Genomic DNA, 17,576 nt, shown 5'->3' with positions numbered 1-17,576 from the left:
CTATTATATACACAAGATTCTGATAAAGGCTATGTAAAATAGTTAAAAAATTTAAGTACTGAACCAATTAAATGAAAACTGGAACGGGAGATCGTCTACCTTTCCGAATCATAATGGGAGTTTTTGTGCATAACCATTTCATTCACACACGTGGCAACATTCCTGTTACCTTAATTCCCTCATCATAATGTTCTCTGTTTTTTATACGTTTTAGATGGCAGATTTATCGTAAAGGATGTTCCTTTTTTTAACTCGCTCTGGATCCTAATTTGTCCGCCCATTTGCTTCACGATTTGATGGCATACGGTTAAACCAAGGCCTGTTCCTTTTTCCTTTGTTGAGTAATACGGGCTGCCCAGTTTTTTCATTTGGTCTTTGGTCATCCCTACACCGTTATCTTGAATTTGAATGGATACGAAGCCATCGGAATTTTTTGCAGCCGATATCCTGATTTCCCCTTCGCTTTTAATGGCTTCAATCGCATTTTTGATGATGTTGATTAACACTTGCTGAATTTCCAGCTTAAGTCCCTCGATTTCGAGAGATGATTCCACTTGCTGTGTAATATGAATGCTGTTTAGAATGGCGTACGAATGCATCACGTCAATCGATTGTTGAATGACGGAAGTTAAATCGATGGTTTCATATTGATCGGTTTGCGGCTTTGCGAGAGCTAAATATTGATTAATGATTTCCTGTGCCCGGTCTAATTCCTCAATCGAGATGCTTATGTACAATTGCTGTTCCTTCGTTAAATTTTCTTTTTGCATCAACTGCATAAATCCCCGGACAGATGTCATCGGATTGCGGATTTCGTGTGCAACCGAAGCGGCCAGCTGGCTGACGACATTCATTTTTTCCGTTCGGATCAGCTCTTGTTTCATTTCAATTTGCTCATTCATATTTTCAATTAAATATACGATGGCAATCAGGGTCGCCAACACAATAAGAGAAGAGCTTAATTCAAAAAAGGTCTGCCGGTGGTCTCCTTTTGACAGCAGAAAGGCCCCTCTTGTGATCGGGATCATCATATAAAACAAGCTGATCAATATGACTTTACCTTTTATTCGATAACGGTGAAACATGCTGGTTACAGGGAGTAACAATAGACAAAACACTGTATAATTGCCAAATAGGACCAACATCCTCTGGTCTGTAAAGAAACCGGTTACAAGCAGTGCCAGGAAGGCTTCAAATCCTGCCCTTTTCCCTCCGTATAAAAAGGACAGGATGATAGCGACTGCTTTAAAGTCATACTTATAGATCTCGGAATAAAGGACAGGCTGGCTCATTGTAAAAACTAATATAATCAGCATGGTCAGAAAGAATTTCGAACGAATTTTTTTCCGTTTCTCTTCTCTTTCTTTAAAAAAGACTTGATAGATAAGGATTGTAAAAAGAATGAAGACCACGTGCAAGCACATGCTTTGGATAGAATCCCACATACCGTTCCCTACTTCCTGGATTAACATACCTTATTGGATTTTTTCTACAAAATTCAGGAATCTCCTTGTCCACACAACTAAAATTGCAGGTATTTATATCGATAATTTCGGATTCGCCTTTAGGAAAACCTGGCTGACACCAAGGACAGCTATGGGTTTATCCTGCAAGATTCAGCTTAAAAACACCAGCGCCCCTATACTCCTATGGAAGGCACAAACAAGGCAGTTTGCCGCTGAACAAATGTTTAGAATACAGGGATCTTCAGGGACGGTCTTATAATGAAGCCACACACAAAAAAAGAGTAAGCGGTAAGCTCTACTCCATAGCAATTTATATTAAACATTTCTGTTTATTGACTTTGATATTGATCTTGCGTTTCAAATACCATTTGTGTTAAAAGCTGTTTAGCTGAGGTTAAACTTTGTTCTGCTTGCTGCTGCCATCTGATGACGATTTCTATAGTGGATCTAAACGGATTAGGGGCATTGTCCCTCATGATACGTAACCCTTTCATTACTTCCTGATCTTGTCTTAGTGCATTATTTACACATGAAGTCAGAGTTTGAATAATCGATGCGTGAGTTTCACCATTCCGTAAACGCAGTGCACTTCCTGCTGCTGTCACTCGATGATAAGAAGCTGGAACAAGATGATTATGCATTTCTGCATTTCCTTTTATATTTGCGGCTGCCGGGATGTGAAATAGTTGTGTACTCATTGAACAAACCATTTCTTCGGCATGTAAGCTTTGATTTAAAAGCTGCAAAACAGCGGTCCAATCCTGTCTATATAAATAATGATTCAACACCTTCACCCACTTTTGAAAATTCTTTATATCCTATGTGGCATAAAAGTTTTTGCTAAAAAAATTCGAAAGGCGGGTGTGTTCAATTCTCTAAAGGAAGTTTGATTAATTTATCATCGCCTTCTCGCGGATTGCCTCTCCCGTCACGATTATTCGTAATCGAGTATATGGAACGATCTTCAATCAGCACATCCCGCATTCTCCCTGCGTTTTTAAAAAAAGTATCTACGGTTTTGTAAGTCAAATCAACCACGAGAATACTTTCACCACGTAAATTGGCAACATACATTTTATTGTTTTTAATCGCAATACCTGATGGAGCCCACGTCTCATCCCCTGATTGAAATAAAGGAGAGACCATATTCGGAGCCTGCTGATTGCCCTCAATGACCGGCCATCCATAGTTCTTTCCGGGTTCAATCAAGTTAATTTCATCATGAGCCGTTTGGCCATGCTCAGAGCTATACAGTTTTCCGTTATGATCCCAGGCTAACCCTTGTGGATTTCGGTGCCCATAGGAATACACATAAGAATTTTGAAATGGGTTATCGTTCGGCACAGTACCATCTAACCCCATTCGCAAGATTTTCCCTGCCAGACTTTTCGTGTTTTGAGCATTTTCTGGATTCCCTGCATCACCTGCAGCAGCATACAACCTTCCATCGGGTCCAATTTTAATTCGTCCGCCATTGTGTATGGTTCCTCCCGGGATCCTCTCCAGGATGATCCTTCTTTCCGTCCATTTGTTGCCGTTAAGTTTAAGAACGATGATGCGGTTAAAAACAGTACCATCCTGTTTGTAGGTATGGTAGGCAAACGCCTCTTGAGAAGTATCAAAGTCAGGTGCAAGGATAAAACCTAATAATCCCCCCTCGCCTTCATGCAGGACATTCTTCACAGCTTCTACATTCTGAACCGTTTTCGAACCGTTCTCCCCATTAACTCGAATGATATAGCCTGGCCGTTGACTCATATAAAAGGTATGATCATGTTTGTTAATATTCCATGGGATTTCTAAATCTGTTGAGATTACCTCAGCTTGTCTTGCCGCCACTTCTTTTGCATCCTTACCGTTCTTTTCGGATGTGTTTTTATTTTCCGGTGAACATCCAAAAATAAAGACGATCGAAATTAGTGTGAAGATCAGCCGTCTCAATACGAACACCCCCATTTTGCTGTTTTACTATAAATATAGTTTAGCCATATATTTAATAGAATGAACAACGGTTTTTTTGGAACAACGACAAAAAGGAGCTCAATCCAATGAACTCCTTCAATACCAATTCCATCTGAGCAGCATCTTCTATATGTTTATTTATTGTGGCTGTTTACTTTTTTCCAGGACGGCAAAGTAATTTTCTTCATTATCTGCAAAGTTAAATACTCTGCCCGAAGGAATAGTTACAATTTCTTGATAGTTCATCATGTAATTTATCGAGATTTTCTGTGAAAAACATCAAAGAAGGAGTACCAAGATTTAACCCAGGTGACATTTTAGCAACGAATTCCTTATTTTGCAGAATGATGCTTGTTTCTGTTCCCTTTGTCGGCGCCATTTCAATCCATCTCATTCCTTGGCCGTGATCTTCATCAGAAATTACGGTAAATTGTAGTTGTTCTCTCCAAAATTCCACTGCCGCATCTTGGTCATTTACATATAACATGATTTGACCGACCTTATTAATCTAATGATCATAGATTCTATTTTGCGTTCTCATCGGGTTGATGAATTCCGAATATATTCCCTTCCGTATCAATATAGTAACCTTGCCACGCCATTCCTGGCAGGGCATATTTCGGCATGGCTACCTTGCCGCCATTCTCCAAAATTTTAGCTTCAGTAGAATCGTAATTTTCCACTCCCATGGTACAGGCAAATCCATTTAAAGGCTGGTTTGGCTCCGGCGGAGCACTTTGCCGCTGCATCAAAGCACCGTTGATTCCTGGTTCATTCGCATTGCCCGTCACTGCTCCAAAGTAAGGCATTCCTGCATATTCACTCCAATCTTCGAATGACCATCCGAATACCTCTCCATAAAACTTCTTTGCACGTTCCATGTCATCTGCATGAACTTCAAAATGAACTAATCTTCCCATGATACCCTCCTATTTTTCTAAATATGACTGCGCTTTCACCACTTACCTATTAATTAGTATAACGGACATGGAAATAAATTCAATTAGCAGAATCATATTCTATGGAATCACCCAAATATTTGCATGTAAGGTTTACTAAAGAAAATAAACAAAGAAGCAGGAACCAGCATGGACCTGCTTCTTTGTTTTATTTACGGCAAAAACAACAATGCTCTTGCTATTATCTGAATAATCTGTATTATATATTATATATTATATATCTGAGGTGCTAAGTAATGAAAAGTCGATCGTTCCATGCTAACCCATTAAAAGTGCAAGCTTACAACATTCTGAAAGAAGCGATTATCAACGGGCTTTTCAAAAAAAACGAGGTGATTACAGAAAAAAGAGCTTTAGAAGAGTTCAATATTAGCAGAACCCCTTTTAGAGAAGCCGTTCAATCCCTTGAAACAGAAGGATGGCTCGTATCCATCCCTTATAAGGGGACATTTGTCAGCCCTGTTACAAAAAAAGATATTGAGGATGTTTTTGAGCTTAGAATGCTTGTGGAACTACATATTGTAAAAAAAATCAGCTCTTCTATCAGCGACAAGAGTTTAGAAGAGTTAGAGAACATTATTTTTTTAATGGAACGAGAAATGAGTCAGGGCAATGAAGATCAATTCATTATCCTCGACCGGGAGTTTCATAAAACGTTATATGACCTTGCAGAAAACAAAAGGCTGATTAGTATTTCGGAACAAATATCCGATCTGTTCCGCAGAATTGGAGTCCAGGTTATTCACCGTGAAAACCGTTGTGAAGAAGTAATTGACGAACATAAAAAAATAGTTGAGGGGTTAAAAAACGGTGATGCGGTGGATGCCATGAGGATTCACCTTGAGAAAACAAAATCAGCACTGGAAGAAATAAACGAGGAGGATGAATGATGAGATTTTCTGTAGATAACTCTGAGGATGTAACCATCGAGATAAAGCAAAGTGTATGCATTGGGTATTCCGGCAGAAACCAGGAATCGGTTCAGCATCATATTGACGAGCTGGCAAATGAAGGAATTCCCGCTCCCCCAGAAATCCCTATGGTCTACCCTGTCAGTAATCTTCTTGTAACCCAGGAAGATCAGATTCAGCTTTTAGGTGAAAAAACTTCCGGAGAAGTCGAATTCGTTCTGGTCATTACACCACAAGGTAATTATGTGACCGTAGGATCAGATCATACGGACCGCTTACTTGAAGCGATAAGCATTCCATACGCCAAACAAGTATGTCCAAAACCAATTGGTAAAACCGTATGGCCTCTGGAAGAACTGCTTCCTCATTGGGATGAACTGAAGCTGAAATGTGAAATTTTCACGGAAAATGAATGGGTGATCTATCAGGATGGCAGCATCTCTTCTGTCCTCCCTGTTACTGACATCTTAAAGTTTGCTTCAGAAAGAGACCGTATCGACCAGGAAGGGACAATCCTATTCTGCGGAACCGTACCCATCAAAGGCGGAAAATTTAAATATGCGGACGCCTACCGGATGACGTTAACTGATCCTGTCTTGAAAAGAGAGATCGAACTGGAATATAAAGTTGTACCTGTTGAGAACTCAGATTGTCTATTACCAAAGGAGGCAGTGAAATGAAAGTAGCGGTATGCCAGTTAAATGTGCTTCAGGGGGATCGCGAAAGCAACTTGTTGAATGCCGAGCAAAAGATTGATGAAGCCGTTTCTAACGGAGCAGAGATTGTTGTCCTGCCGGAGATGTGGTTAAGCGGTTATGATTTTAAGCATTTAAGCAAACACAGTGAACCCATTGATGGAGAAACAAGCCTCTTTTTATTAAGAAAAGCAAAACAGCACCAAATTTGGCTGATTGGCGGTTCGTTCACAGCCGATCGGGGAGACGGTGTTTACAACACAAGCCTGAGCTACAACCCATCAGGAGAGCTCATTAATACATACAGCAAGATGCATTTAATTGGCCTTATGAAGGAAGACCAGTATTTAAAAGGCGGTCTTGATTCTCCGTTGTTTGATTTGGGTAACCATCGGGCCAGTACAGTGATTTGTTATGATATTCGTTTCCCTGAGCTCATGCGCCATTACGCGGCTGAAAATGCATCGGTTCTTTTCGTTCCGGCGCAATGGCCGATCCAGCGTGAAGAACACTGGAGAATACTCCTTCGCGCAAGAGCGATTGAAAACCAATTCTTTGTGATTGGAGCCAATGCAGCCGGCCGAAACGAAAATGATGTTTTCAATGGACATTCTATGATCATCAGCCCATTGGGAGAGATTATTGCGGAAGCAGGTTCAGAACCAACCATTCTCTATGCCACAATTGACCTTGACTCCGTTTCCTCCGTCCGTGAGAGGATGCCGGTGCTGAAGGATAGAAGACCGGAATTGTATAAAATTTGAGGAGGTCACTGAAAAATGGAGCAACCCATAAGCAAACAAGAAATGGAATTCAGCGGTAACACAAAACCCCGTTCACGAGTACGCTGGTGGCTCGCTTTATTATTCTTTGTTATTGGTTTGATCGCCTATATGGACCGTTCCAACATCGCGGTCATTGCGAAGCCTATGATGGACGATTTAAATATGACAAAGGTACAGTTTGGGCTGCTTGCTTCCTTTTTTTCATTAGGCTATGCTTTATCACAAATTCCAGCGGGAATGCTGGCTGAACGCTTCGGAGCCAGAAAGATTGTGTTTTTTGCGTTAGTCTGGTGGTCCATCTTTACTGGGTTGACGGCCATTGTAAAATCACACGGTCTACTAGCCGCTGTTCGTTTTCTTTTTGGTGTTGGAGAAGGACCAATGTATCCGGGAAATGCCGTGTTTAATACGTATTGGTTTCCCAAACAGGAAAAAGGACGTGCTTCCAGTGCATTATTGGCTGGTTCCTACTTCGGACCGGTTATTGCTCCGGTTCTGACCGTAGCTATCTTTCAACAATGGGGATGGGAGGCTGTTTTTTATATTTTTGGCTTTCTAGGAGTAGTCGTGGCCTTTTTATGGTACTGGCTCGGGAGAAATAAACCAGAAGATCATCCCTTTATCAGTAAAGAAGAAACTCAATACATTCTTGAAAATCGAACGGTACAAGAAGAGAAGAAAGAGATTGCTCCTTGGAGAGCCTTTTTAAAGAATGGCCGTTTTTGGGCACTCGGTTTACAATACTTTGTGGTCCTTTATATCGTTACCTTCTTTTTAGTATGGCTTCCTACTTACCTTCAAGAAGCGAGAGACTTTTCTTTGGCCAGTATGGGCTTCGCAGCTAGCCTTCCTTGGCTCTGTATCTTTGTAACCGTTATGACGGGCGGTGCCATATCAGATTATCTTGTTAAAATTGGCAAGTCGAAGCTCATCGCCCGCGGTGCTTTAGCCATAGGGGGACTGATTGTCTTTTCGATATCCATGTACCTGGCTGCCTATGCGACTACCCCTTGGATGAATGTCCTCTGGTTAACCATCTCCCTTGGTTCCCTTGGGTTTCCGGTAGTGGCTTCATGGGCTGCAGCTGTTGACCTCGGGAATGAATTCTCCGGTTCCGTTTCAGGCTGGATGAACCTCTGGGGCAACATTGGCGCATTTTTATCCCCTCTGCTCTGTGGATGGCTTGCCCAGACGGTCGGCTGGGAAAATACACTCATCATTTCGATCATGCCGATCCTTGCTGCTGTTGTTTTGTGGTTTGCTGTTAAGCCGGATCGTCCGTTAACGGAACCGAAATAATTTCCAATATTTCTAAAAGAAAAACCCTGTCACACAGCCTTTTGTTTGCTGCTGACAGGGTTTTTCTGCTTATTAAACGATCGTTTGAAAGAACGCATCTACTTCCTCCACACTTGGATAGGAAGTTTGAGTACCGCGCTTTGTATGAATCTGTTAATGTCATTTCCCGCAGCACTTCTTATACTTTTTCCCGCTTCCGCACGGGCAAGGCTCATTTCGGCCTGTTTTTTCACTTGTCCGAAATGGTATGACATTGGAACCTGGCACGGTTGCCATATTAGACCCTTGCTTTCCTCCAGGCTGCCGCCATTGTTAATAAGATTGATCCAAAGCAACGATCTATTAAAACAGCCAAAATAAAAAGACGAGTGATTACACCCGCCTTCTCATTTATTATACCAGTCAACTAGTCCGAAGATTTAAACTCTCTCTTTTAAAAACTCTTCTACTTCTTCCAAACCAGGATATGAAGTCTGAGTCCCGCGCTTCATCACACTTAATGCCGCAAACGCCGTCGCTTTTTTCATCGCCTCCAGCACATCACCGCTCTGAACAAAATAATGAGAGAAGCAGCCGATGAACGCATCGCCGGCACCCGTTGTGTTTATTGCATCCACTTTATGTGAAGCGACCGTTTGAACATCATCCTTTGTCACCCACATCACTCCCCGGCTTCCCATCGTTACGATCACGTTTTTCACGCCCCGTTCGATCAAGGTCATGGCAGCCACTCGAACCTGGTCGTCGGTGTCCACCGGCATATCTGTTAAGATTTCCAGTTCGCTTTCGTTCGGAATGAAAAAGTCGCTTTTGCAAACATACTCAAAATCCAGTTCCTTTGAGGCCGGTGCCGGATTTAAAATCACCGGAATGCCATGCTCGTTTCCGAACTCAATGGCACGGTATACGGTAGGAAGCGGAACCTCCAGCTGCAGGACGATAAGTGAGCACTGCTTCAGCTTTTCTGCCGCTCCATCCACATCCTTTGGTGCAAGATGCTGGTTCGCTCCCTTAATGATCAGGATGCGGTTCTTGGACTCAGGATCCACAAAAATCGGCGCAACCCCGCTTAAGGTGCCAGGCACCTTGACGGTAAATTCCGTATCAATGCGGTACTTCTCCAGGTTGTTGATCGTGTTGTCGGCAAACAAATCATCTCCGACTTTCGTAACCATCATGACGTTGGAGCCAAGTTTCGCTGCCGCTACTGCCTGGTTCGCTCCTTTTCCGCCGCATCCGATTTCAAAGTCCGGCGCTTCAAGTGTTTCTCCTTCTTTTGGAATCTTATCAATGTATGAAATGAGATCAACCATGTTGGATCCGATCACTGCAATATCCATGTTTCTTCCTCCTTATTTCTTCCCGGTCACGACCGTAAAGGAACGCTCTTCCCCGGCACCTAACGTGATCAATGTTCCTGCTTTTTCTGCGGCCAAAAATCCTTCCGGCCGGCATGTCGCAGGCAGGACGAATGCGCCTACCTGCTGGTCGCTGTTATGCAAAAGCCAGCGTGTCGCATGGTTCAATTCCGCAGTTGAGAACTTCGTGAAAAATGACGTGCCATCCGGTGACGTCATCTCAAATTCTGCTTCCTCATCGTAGGCATCCAGCTTATCCGCAAAAAAGACAATCTCCGGGTCATACATCTCCGGCTTGTTCAGCACGTTCAGCGTTTCTTCCCCGCTCAACAGCTTTTTATTGTACGCCAGCCATTGTTCGGTCGGCTTCACGTGGGCTGGAATCGATTCCCGAAGCACTAAGCAATCGTCCGGCATGTTCTGCTTCATCTCTGCACCATCCACATACGCATAATTCGTGTGGCACATGTATTGAAGCGGCATGCCGGACCATGACAGGTTCTTCACCTTCATATTCATCTCAATGAATGAGTTTTCCTTCATCATTTTAACACTCGGAGACGATAAATAGTGATGTCCGAAACCTTTCACATACTCCGTTTCCCCGCAAACACTGATTCCTTCTTCACTGATTTCCAGCCATGCCCGGTCCATCTCGGCACACGCCATTTCACCGTGCAGTTCATGGTCATCGTCAGGTCCAGGACAACATTGGCGATCAAGCCGGAGTGAAACGCAAAGCAACCGTATGTATCCACGATCGCATTGACCTTTTTCGGCTGTGAGAACATGTTCTTCATCTTCAGATCTGTACCGTCAAACTCAAGATCCCAGATGATCTGTCCCATATACGGCAGCACAACCATTCGCCCCCGTGAGTTGGTAAGCTCAATCGCCTCCACCCCTGACGGATAGCGGAATAGGCTTGCTGTAAATTCATGATCTCGATAGATTACTTTTTTGCTTTCTTTAAAAAATTCGCGCTGAAGTTCAATGGTTCCTCTCATTTCTAGCATCCCTTTCCTGCTAAATTAACCCGTCCAGGCAGCCAGCAATGGCTGCCCCGCAGGTTTTCTATTTTTACTGAGCCACTTCGATCGTTTCATCAGTCTTCTTCACTCCAGATTTTTGCTTCTTCATTTCACCAAAGAAGTAAATGCCGACATATACGAAGCACGCCATCGATACGAGGAACGCCGTCTGCATGGAGCCAAACGCGTCAGATGCGTGGCCTTGAATAGCTGGAATGACCGCGCCGCCGACGATCGACATTACGAGAATCGCTCCTGCTGTTTCCGTGTACTTCTTATCTACCACTTCAAGCGTCTCAGCATAAATGGTTGCCCAGCAAGGTCCAAACAGCATGCTTACTACGATGGCCGCGTAAACTGCCGTCATGTTCGGCACGAGAATGACATATGCCAGCATCGCCGATCCTAGAATGGAATAACCGAACAAGACCTTTGAAGATGAGAAGCGTGCCATCAGGAAGTTCGCGATGAACTTGCCGACAAAGAAGCCCGCAAAACTATAGACCATGAAGTTGGAAGCCGTTCTCTCATTGAAATCCGGGTTCAGATCAAGTGCCAGACGGATCGTGAACGACCAAACGGCTACCTGCATTCCTACATATAAAAACTGTGCTGCAATCCCTTTTTTGAAGCGTTTGTTGCCTGCCAAATATTTGAGCGTCAACCCGATTCCTGGTGCCTTTTTTGCGCTCTTTGCACGATTCGCAACCGGCTTGCAGATCGGGAACTTCGTCAAAGCAAACAAGACAAACATGGCAATCAGTACGAAAATAATATATTTATATGGTTCAAGCGTATGCTGCAGCATCTTCAACCCAAACGCATGCGCTTCAGCCGGAGACATTTTCGCCATCTGTGATTCAAGGCTTGCCCCCTCCTGGAACACCAGGTACTTTCCGAGTAAAATCCCTGCGATAGAACCAAGCGGATAAAACGTTTGAGAAATGTTCAAGCGTAGAATGCGAAATTTTCGCGGCCCGATCATCGAGCTGTACGTATTCGCCGCCGTTTCCAAAAAGCTTAGCCCAATCGCAATCGCGAAGATCGCAACCAAGAACATCGTGTACGTCCCCATGTGTGACTCCGGATAAAACAACGAGCAGCCGACGATATAAAACAGAAGGCCTGTCATAATCGCAAACTTGTAACTCATTTTCTTGATGACCATCGACGCCGGAATCGCTACGAGGAAGTATCCTCCGGAAAACGCAGCCGGGAGGAATCACGAATAATGAGTTCCGGTGACAGATTGTACTCCCGCTTCGGCATCTCACCCTTAAAATGAATCCGTTCATGCAGGAGCTGAAATGCAATCTCCCCCACCGCATTCATCGGACGTGAAACAACACTGAGCTTCGGGTTCAGGAACGTGGCAATATCCACATCGTCAAAGCCGAAAAACGAGATTTCCTCGCCAAGCTTCCAGTCCAGATCACCGATGGCTTTCACACACCCGGTCGTCATCAAGTTGTTGGACGAGAAGATGGCAGTTGGACGGTCGTTCTGGGAGTAAAACTCGTGAGCTGCCTGATAGCCGCTTCGCTCTCCAAAGTCCCCTTGAAAAATATAACGCTCGTCCAGCTTCAGGTTATAATCCTCGAGTTGTAGCCGATGAAACGCTCACGCCCCGGCGTCGTGTTCTACGGACCGCAAATGATTGCGAACAGCTCCAGGCCTTTACCAATTAAAGAAAAAAGCAATATTGAAACTCTTGGAAGAGGGTAAAGCAAAAAAGTTTTCATTAAATTTATTATCTAATCCGTGTTATACACGACCACAACTATATACATTAGTTAGTGTTGATAACTTCTATTTCCATATACCCGTACAAAAGGAAGATAAGGGAAAATTTAAAGTTATACCTATTGATACAGACTACCGTAACCCCAAAATCCATATGTCTCTAAAACAAGCAAAAAAAATATTAGAGACTTACGGTTTGCCCTCAAGTAAATCCATTCACTCAAAAAACACACCTAAAATAAAATCTTATAAAGGTTTCTCACCCTATCTAAATGGTTAGTCATAAAAATACTACTAATTCTAGATTTCCCCATTAAAATGTTAACTAAAATCTCATTATTAATATTACATCAATATGTTAACATGAATTTATTACTATATATAACTAAGGAATTAAAGGAGAAAACTTCATGTTAACTAAGTTAAAGACATCAAGAACTAAACACGGTATTATTCGAATTATTTCTATAATAAAAGATGGCAAATTAAAAAATTATATGGAAAATGAAGCTACTACAAATGTTATTGATCCGTCTCAATTAAAAGGTATATTGGGTATTAAAAAATTGGATGATCCTCTCCCTTCTTTTTGGTTTGAAATACAGAAATACCCCAATATGGTAGGCTACTTTTGTGCTCTTGCAGTAATTTTTAGTCATCACAGAAATATTGAAGTATTTAAAAATTCTTCTAGTAACATGAAAGGAGTTATGCATAAGCAAGATTTTGATGAAAAATCATTTACTAATTTACGAGGTATATTGACCAGTTCTGGTGCATCAAGAATTGAGGATGCTCGTGCCGATGAGGTACCTTACAATTTTTCAAAAGTTTTTTCCCATGGAGAGATAGGGGTATTAGTTAAAAACCTAATATTGAATAGATTAAATACAATTGGCTGGAGTGAAAACGCTGAAGATTCAGAATTTAAAAGAAGCTTTTTAGAACAGTGTATTTGGTATGGTTTCCACAAAGTATTTGGATTAACAGAATCACAGTTGGAAAGTTGGTTTTCAGGGAATTCTCTAGTTCCTGAAAATTATTCAAAAGAAAACATAAATTATAATAAATATATTCCAATCGACACACATATACTTGCTTCATTATCTTCAAAGCAATTAATCATTATAACAGGTCCAAGCGGAACTGGTAAAACATATGGAATCAGACGATTAGCTGCCTCTCTTAACCCATATTATAATATAGATAGGAATTATAATTTGGCATTCATTCCCATTGAAGCCGGGTGGAAAGATGGGAGGCATTTAATTGGATATAAAAATCCTTTTTCTGAGTCAGGCGAACAATATGAAACTACCCCCTTGATAAATCTTTTATTAAAAGCAAGTTCCGCACAAAATTCTGATTTACCCTTTTTTATTATATTTGATGAAATGAATTTATCTCATGTTGAAATGTACTTTGCAAGGTTTTTATCTCTAATTGAAACAGCCAAACATCCAAAGTTACTTAGTGAACCTCTCTTATCAGTGGAGGACCTTTTACTTTTGAAAAAAACATTTAAATACAGCTATACTTATATTTCACTAATCAATGAAGCGATTGAAAATGGCGGGTTATATATACCGAAAAACGTATATTTTATTGGTACTGTAAATATAGATGAAACTACATATATGTTCTCTCCAAAAGTATTAGACAGAGCGTTTGTAATAGAAAAAAATACAGATAAGCCATCTACAATTTTTAATGAAGAAGAAAATTCTAAGTATCAATCTACTATACCTTTAGAAAAAGCTTATAAATTATTTTTGAGTGAATTATCTTCTGATAATATTCAAAAAGAGCTAATCGACTTTTTAGATGATGTTTATGAAATACTAAAAAACAACTTCCCGTTTGGTTATAGGGTTATTAGAGAATGCAATGATTATTATAATGTTCTAAATAATTTCAAGAGACAACTTGATGACGTGCCTGAGTGGTTAAACAAGAATAATATTAATAATATTATTTTTGATGAAATTCTTATGCAGAAAATACTTCCAAAAATACATGGTAATAGAAAGCAATTAGCCACCCTACTACCAAAATTAGTTGAATTTTGCAAGGCTAATGGTGAAGTCATATATCCACGATCTTTTCATAAGTTAAAATCGATGGAAAGAAACCTTCAAAACTCTGGATACTGTGGATTCGTGGTGTAATATGATTTCATTAAGTAAGGTTAATTATGAATTCAGTAAAAATATAATTAGTAAGAGAAGTACTTTTTCTTTATTCCCAAAAAACCTAGAGACTATTGGACCAGAGGTAATAATTAGTCGAATAACAGCTAATATGAAATTATATTTAAACATTACTTCTTCTCCGTCTGTACCTAATTTAATTGTAAGAAAAGATAGATCTGATTTATTTAGAGACCTATGTTTACGTGAACAAACCGAGTATGACTTTATATTATCCGTACCAATATCTAAATCTAGTATAAAACAGCAGCAAATATTAACAAAAAACCCCATTTATCCAATAACAAATTTAAAGCTTCAAAATTATATTACACTTAACAATTCTGATACATGGTATGAAACTGAAGGTTTTACATTTTTATCTGGACGAATAAACTACAAAAATTTTATAGGAATTTCATCTATATATCTAGATAATGTTCTTTCAGCAGATATATTTGAGTTTGAAGTTGTAAGTAATAAGCTTTCCTATGAAAGCGATTTTAAAGAACTTTTGAATGACTTAGCCAATATACATATAGAGTTAATTTTATCTCTTGATAATCCTACAGAAATCATACTTGATTCTGATTCTTTATTAAAAGATACTTCCTTTCAAGTAATTAACTTACAGCTCAGAAAATTACTTAGTGAAAATAATTTGCCATTAGCTATTCAAACTATCTTATCTAATCCCCATTCAAGGCTGAGTTATGAAAGCCAGATAGAAGAACTAAATTTCCCTGGTGTTATTGACTTAACTGAATTTGGAATAAACGCATTAAAATTAAAATGGAAAAAAAAGGATTCGTATACTGAAAAGTTTCGAGGATTTAGACCTCTAGAATATTTTAAAGAAGAAATCGAACACTCGGTAAATACTAAAGAAAATCAATATATTAAATTTTCCCTTGAAGAACTTGAAAAACTGATACAAAATTTATTATTTAATATCCCCCAAAAATATTTTAATAGTAAGATATTTCTTACAAATTCTTTGACATTAATACAGGAATATTTACAAGAACCAATATTTAAACAAATAGGAAAATTTACTAATATACATAATTCCATGGTTTTTCAAAAAAGAAGTGGGTATAAAGAATTTATTCAAGCCATGCAATCTTTTGAATTAGGTATTCAACTAAAATCAAACATTTTTGAGTTTGATAACATTAACGGTGACTTACGCCCTGTTTCTGAACTTTATGAGTATTGGTGTTTTTTTCAGATATATTACAGCTTAAAAACTATATGTACCTGTTCAACACTTTCAGCATCACGTTTTGTTGTGAAAACTGAAAAAGGATATAAGTTAAACTTAGAAAAAAACAAACAGAGTAATGTCCTCTTTAATTATAAAGATATTGAAGTAGAACTATTCTATAACCGAAACTTTAAGCAAGAAAAAAGTGAATTGTGGGAAGGCACATATGATAATAGTCTATATCATCCAGATATAAGTTTAAGAATAAAAAACCAGGTTCAAAGTCACTGGATTCATTTTGATTCTAAATTTAAATTAGATAAAAACAAATTAGAAAAAATGATTAAAGGTGAGTCAATTCAAGAAGGGAGTTATTCCAAAAATGATATACATACAGCACATGCATATAGAGATGCAATTTTAGGAACTAGGGGAGTGTACATCCTCTATCCTGATACTTTTAATGAGGCATCCCTATTTGTAAGACAACCTGATAAAAATTATTCTAATAATTTTTCATTACCCTCAATTGGTGCATTCCCACTAAAGCCAGGTGAATCATTCGTAGAACAAAAAGAAAAATTAACCATTTTTTTAAAAAATACACTTGATATACTTTCTCAAAATTATATTTATCGAGAAGAACTCGGTTTCTGTATGAGGAACTATTGATAGAATTAAAAAGAGGCCACAGATCAGTGGCCTCTTTTTTAACCTAAATTAACTTTATTAAAATTAACCCCTCAATCACTTCACGATTTCTATCTTTTTTTCTCCCCATTGTACTATGAGAATAGTCTTCAAGAAGAAAATCAATTTCGTATTTAATACCAAATACTTCTTTAGCTAAACTAATTATCTCATCTAACTCTATCATTCCTGTATCACTATAACTCAGTACCAAGTTTGACTGTTTGATGCTTACCTTTTCAAACATTAACTGAAAGGCATTTTTTACTTTAGTACGAATGCAAAAAGGAGATTGATGCCTATCAGTTCTATATCGTCCTTTATACTTAACTTCAGGATAATCATATCTAACCAAAGTTTCAAGAGCATGGTAAAACCGCGAATAATGAACAAAACAATATGGAGGATCTGCATATACAGTAGAATTCGGTGCAATAATATCTAAGCAGTCCAAGTAATCCATTGATACTACACTATGGGTGTGGTTGTGCTGACCCAATTGTTGTTGCAATTCTTCAAATTTCCGAATAAAATACGGTAATATATTCTTCTTTCTATATATCAAAATATCTTTCATTGAAGATTCTGTATTTGCATCCCGATACTGAGCATAATGTCCCGTACTTTGTGAATTATACGACATTGCAAACATTAAACACGCAATAATTAAATTAAAAATATTTGTGTTCTTATACTCCTCTGCAATTGACCTTATTACGTCAATCCAAAGGCATTGTTCAAATGACCAATATGTTCCAGAATAATTCTTTATAAATAAATGATATTTTATATCCGAAAAGTCGTATTCAAAAAGTTGTTGCTGCTCTTTTTCTATATTATTAAATTGTTCTAAAGTAAGATCAGAATGGTACACGTAATTTAATTCAGGGTAAGTTTTCTTAATCTCTTCTACTTTATTTGTAGCAATCGAAACAATTTCATTAAGAATATTAGGATAAGAACTCCAATCATAACTACCTAAATAGGTATTGGATAGAATTGCTGAATACCTTTGAATATCATTTGATAATACTGGAACTTGATCTCGTAATGCACCAGACAATACACCTGATCCAGCAAATAGATCAACTATTTGTCCCCCTGTATAACACTTATTTATGCCCTCGATTACAAAATCCATTATATTTCGCTTTGACCCCATATATTTGATAATATGTGGTACCTCATTATAATAGGATATTGTATTTCTAGATTTAGATATAGTATAGTTAAAATTTTTCATTACAATACGCCCTTTCACGAATCCGAAGTAAAAAATGG

The 17,576-nt window shown here is 39.2% G+C and carries 17 protein-coding genes and 2 pseudogenes; 7 read left to right on the top strand and 12 right to left on the bottom strand.

Annotated elements, in window-relative coordinates:
- Positions 1 to 182: 182 nt before the first annotated feature.
- The 5 genes and pseudogenes from QYF49_RS18385 to QYF49_RS18365 all read right to left on the bottom strand — a co-directional run bounded on the left by QYF49_RS18385 (position 183) and on the right by QYF49_RS18365 (position 4,348).
- The gene (locus tag QYF49_RS18385) at positions 183 to 1,445 is read right to left on the bottom strand and encodes an ATP-binding protein (RefSeq protein WP_290401066.1); all 1,263 of its coding nucleotides are present in this window, start codon (positions 1,443 to 1,445) and stop codon (positions 183 to 185) included.
- Positions 1,446 to 1,795: 350 nt separating this feature from the next.
- Positions 1,796 to 2,251, bottom strand: a complete 456-nt coding sequence (locus tag QYF49_RS18380) for a hypothetical protein (protein ID WP_290401065.1) — start codon at positions 2,249 to 2,251, stop codon at positions 1,796 to 1,798.
- Positions 2,252 to 2,333: 82 nt separating this feature from the next.
- Positions 2,334 to 3,416, bottom strand: a complete 1,083-nt coding sequence (locus tag QYF49_RS18375; RefSeq protein ID WP_290401064.1) for a PQQ-dependent sugar dehydrogenase — start codon at positions 3,414 to 3,416, stop codon at positions 2,334 to 2,336.
- A gap of 150 nt (positions 3,417 to 3,566) precedes the next feature.
- A pseudogene (locus QYF49_RS18370) lies at positions 3,567 to 3,915 on the bottom strand (VOC family protein).
- Positions 3,916 to 3,952: 37 nt separating this feature from the next.
- On the bottom strand, positions 3,953 to 4,348 hold the full coding sequence (locus QYF49_RS18365; RefSeq protein ID WP_290401063.1) for a VOC family protein: 396 nt from the start codon (positions 4,346 to 4,348) through the stop codon (positions 3,953 to 3,955).
- 275 nt (positions 4,349 to 4,623) lie between these two features.
- On the opposite strand from QYF49_RS18365, the gene QYF49_RS18360 reads away from it, so the two are divergent.
- From QYF49_RS18360 to QYF49_RS18345, 4 genes are read left to right on the top strand one after another with little or no spacing between them, the layout of a single operon-like run.
- Positions 4,624 to 5,277: a GntR family transcriptional regulator gene (locus tag QYF49_RS18360; RefSeq protein WP_290401062.1), complete on the top strand. Its 654-nt coding sequence runs from the start codon at positions 4,624 to 4,626 to the stop codon at positions 5,275 to 5,277.
- Positions 5,274 to 5,978, top strand: a complete 705-nt coding sequence (locus tag QYF49_RS18355) for a DUF2848 domain-containing protein (protein ID WP_290401061.1) — start codon at positions 5,274 to 5,276, stop codon at positions 5,976 to 5,978. The genes QYF49_RS18360 and QYF49_RS18355 overlap by 4 nt, the downstream gene beginning before the upstream one ends.
- Positions 5,975 to 6,757 (top strand): carbon-nitrogen family hydrolase, encoded by a 783-nt coding sequence (locus tag QYF49_RS18350; RefSeq protein ID WP_290401060.1) that lies wholly within the window; start codon positions 5,975 to 5,977, stop codon positions 6,755 to 6,757. The genes QYF49_RS18355 and QYF49_RS18350 overlap by 4 nt, the downstream gene beginning before the upstream one ends.
- A gap of 15 nt (positions 6,758 to 6,772) precedes the next feature.
- Positions 6,773 to 8,077 carry an MFS transporter gene (locus QYF49_RS18345; protein ID WP_290401059.1) on the top strand — a complete coding sequence of 435 codons (1,305 nt, stop codon included), beginning with the start codon at positions 6,773 to 6,775 and terminating at the stop codon, positions 8,075 to 8,077.
- 159 nt (positions 8,078 to 8,236) lie between these two features.
- Here QYF49_RS18345 and QYF49_RS18340 read toward each other — a convergent pair.
- From QYF49_RS18340 to QYF49_RS18315, 6 genes and pseudogenes are all read right to left on the bottom strand, one after another.
- Positions 8,237 to 8,326: pseudogene (locus QYF49_RS18340) on the bottom strand (SEC-C metal-binding domain-containing protein); the annotation flags it as partial.
- Between the two features lie 170 nt (positions 8,327 to 8,496).
- On the bottom strand, positions 8,497 to 9,417 hold the full coding sequence (rbsK, locus tag QYF49_RS18335; protein WP_290401058.1) for a ribokinase: 921 nt from the start codon (positions 9,415 to 9,417) through the stop codon (positions 8,497 to 8,499).
- A gap of 12 nt (positions 9,418 to 9,429) precedes the next feature.
- A complete protein-coding gene (locus tag QYF49_RS18330; protein ID WP_290401057.1) occupies positions 9,430 to 10,089 on the bottom strand; it encodes an aldose epimerase family protein in 660 nt (219 codons plus the stop codon).
- Complete coding sequence (locus tag QYF49_RS18325) at positions 10,023 to 10,451, bottom strand: hypothetical protein (protein ID WP_290401056.1); 429 nt, start codon at positions 10,449 to 10,451, stop codon at positions 10,023 to 10,025. Before QYF49_RS18325 ends, QYF49_RS18330 begins: the two co-directional genes overlap by 67 nt.
- A 64-nt stretch (positions 10,452 to 10,515) precedes the next feature.
- Positions 10,516 to 11,634: a sugar MFS transporter gene (locus tag QYF49_RS18320; RefSeq protein WP_290401055.1), complete on the bottom strand. Its 1,119-nt coding sequence runs from the start codon at positions 11,632 to 11,634 to the stop codon at positions 10,516 to 10,518.
- A gap of 14 nt (positions 11,635 to 11,648) precedes the next feature.
- On the bottom strand, positions 11,649 to 12,032 hold the full coding sequence (locus QYF49_RS18315) for a substrate-binding domain-containing protein (RefSeq protein WP_290401360.1): 384 nt from the start codon (positions 12,030 to 12,032) through the stop codon (positions 11,649 to 11,651).
- 91 nt (positions 12,033 to 12,123) lie between these two features.
- On the opposite strand from QYF49_RS18315, the gene QYF49_RS25845 reads away from it, so the two are divergent.
- The 3 genes from QYF49_RS25845 (at position 12,124) to QYF49_RS18305 (ending at position 16,277) form a co-directional block, all read left to right on the top strand.
- Positions 12,124 to 12,489: a YkyB family protein gene (locus tag QYF49_RS25845; protein WP_354005852.1), complete on the top strand. Its 366-nt coding sequence runs from the start codon at positions 12,124 to 12,126 to the stop codon at positions 12,487 to 12,489.
- Between the two features lie 130 nt (positions 12,490 to 12,619).
- Positions 12,620 to 14,377, top strand: coding sequence for an McrB family protein (locus QYF49_RS18310; RefSeq protein WP_290401054.1), 1,758 nt, complete (start codon positions 12,620 to 12,622; stop codon positions 14,375 to 14,377).
- 1 nt (position 14,378) lies between these two features.
- Positions 14,379 to 16,277: a DUF2357 domain-containing protein gene (locus QYF49_RS18305; RefSeq protein WP_290401053.1), complete on the top strand. Its 1,899-nt coding sequence runs from the start codon at positions 14,379 to 14,381 to the stop codon at positions 16,275 to 16,277.
- A gap of 43 nt (positions 16,278 to 16,320) precedes the next feature.
- On the opposite strand, the gene QYF49_RS18300 is transcribed toward QYF49_RS18305, so the two are convergent.
- Complete coding sequence (locus QYF49_RS18300) at positions 16,321 to 17,538, bottom strand: DNA adenine methylase (protein WP_290401052.1); 1,218 nt, start codon at positions 17,536 to 17,538, stop codon at positions 16,321 to 16,323.
- Positions 17,539 to 17,576: the final 38 nt, after the last annotated feature.

The organism is Fictibacillus terranigra (assembly GCF_030412265.1).
Classification (GTDB): Bacteria; Bacillota; Bacilli; order Bacillales; family Fictibacillaceae; genus Fictibacillus_C; species Fictibacillus_C terrinigri.
Note: the sequence above shows the minus strand (reverse complement) of the source record. Positions and strands in the feature narration are given on the sequence as shown.

Excerpts from the sequence above, each read along its gene's own strand:
- QYF49_RS18385 (WP_290401066.1), bottom strand. The coding sequence starts at position 1,445 with ATGTGGGATTCTATCCAAAGCATGTGCTTGCACGTGGTCTTCATTCTT.
- QYF49_RS18365 (WP_290401063.1), bottom strand. The coding sequence starts at position 4,348 with ATGGGAAGATTAGTTCATTTTGAAGTTCATGCAGATGACATGGAACGT.
- QYF49_RS18360 (WP_290401062.1), top strand. The coding sequence starts at position 4,624 with ATGAAAAGTCGATCGTTCCATGCTAACCCATTAAAAGTGCAAGCTTAC.
- QYF49_RS18355 (WP_290401061.1), top strand. The coding sequence starts at position 5,274 with ATGATGAGATTTTCTGTAGATAACTCTGAGGATGTAACCATCGAGATA.
- QYF49_RS18350 (WP_290401060.1), top strand. The coding sequence starts at position 5,975 with ATGAAAGTAGCGGTATGCCAGTTAAATGTGCTTCAGGGGGATCGCGAA.
- QYF49_RS18345 (WP_290401059.1), top strand. The coding sequence starts at position 6,773 with ATGGAGCAACCCATAAGCAAACAAGAAATGGAATTCAGCGGTAACACA.
- rbsK (WP_290401058.1), bottom strand. The coding sequence starts at position 9,417 with ATGGATATTGCAGTGATCGGATCCAACATGGTTGATCTCATTTCATAC.
- QYF49_RS18330 (WP_290401057.1), bottom strand. The coding sequence starts at position 10,089 with ATGGACCGGGCATGGCTGGAAATCAGTGAAGAAGGAATCAGTGTTTGC.
- QYF49_RS18325 (WP_290401056.1), bottom strand. The coding sequence starts at position 10,451 with ATGCTAGAAATGAGAGGAACCATTGAACTTCAGCGCGAATTTTTTAAA.
- QYF49_RS18320 (WP_290401055.1), bottom strand. The coding sequence starts at position 11,634 with ATGGTCATCAAGAAAATGAGTTACAAGTTTGCGATTATGACAGGCCTT.
- QYF49_RS18310 (WP_290401054.1), top strand. The coding sequence starts at position 12,620 with ATGTTAACTAAGTTAAAGACATCAAGAACTAAACACGGTATTATTCGA.
- QYF49_RS18305 (WP_290401053.1), top strand. The coding sequence starts at position 14,379 with ATGATTTCATTAAGTAAGGTTAATTATGAATTCAGTAAAAATATAATT.
- QYF49_RS18300 (WP_290401052.1), bottom strand. The coding sequence starts at position 17,538 with ATGAAAAATTTTAACTATACTATATCTAAATCTAGAAATACAATATCC.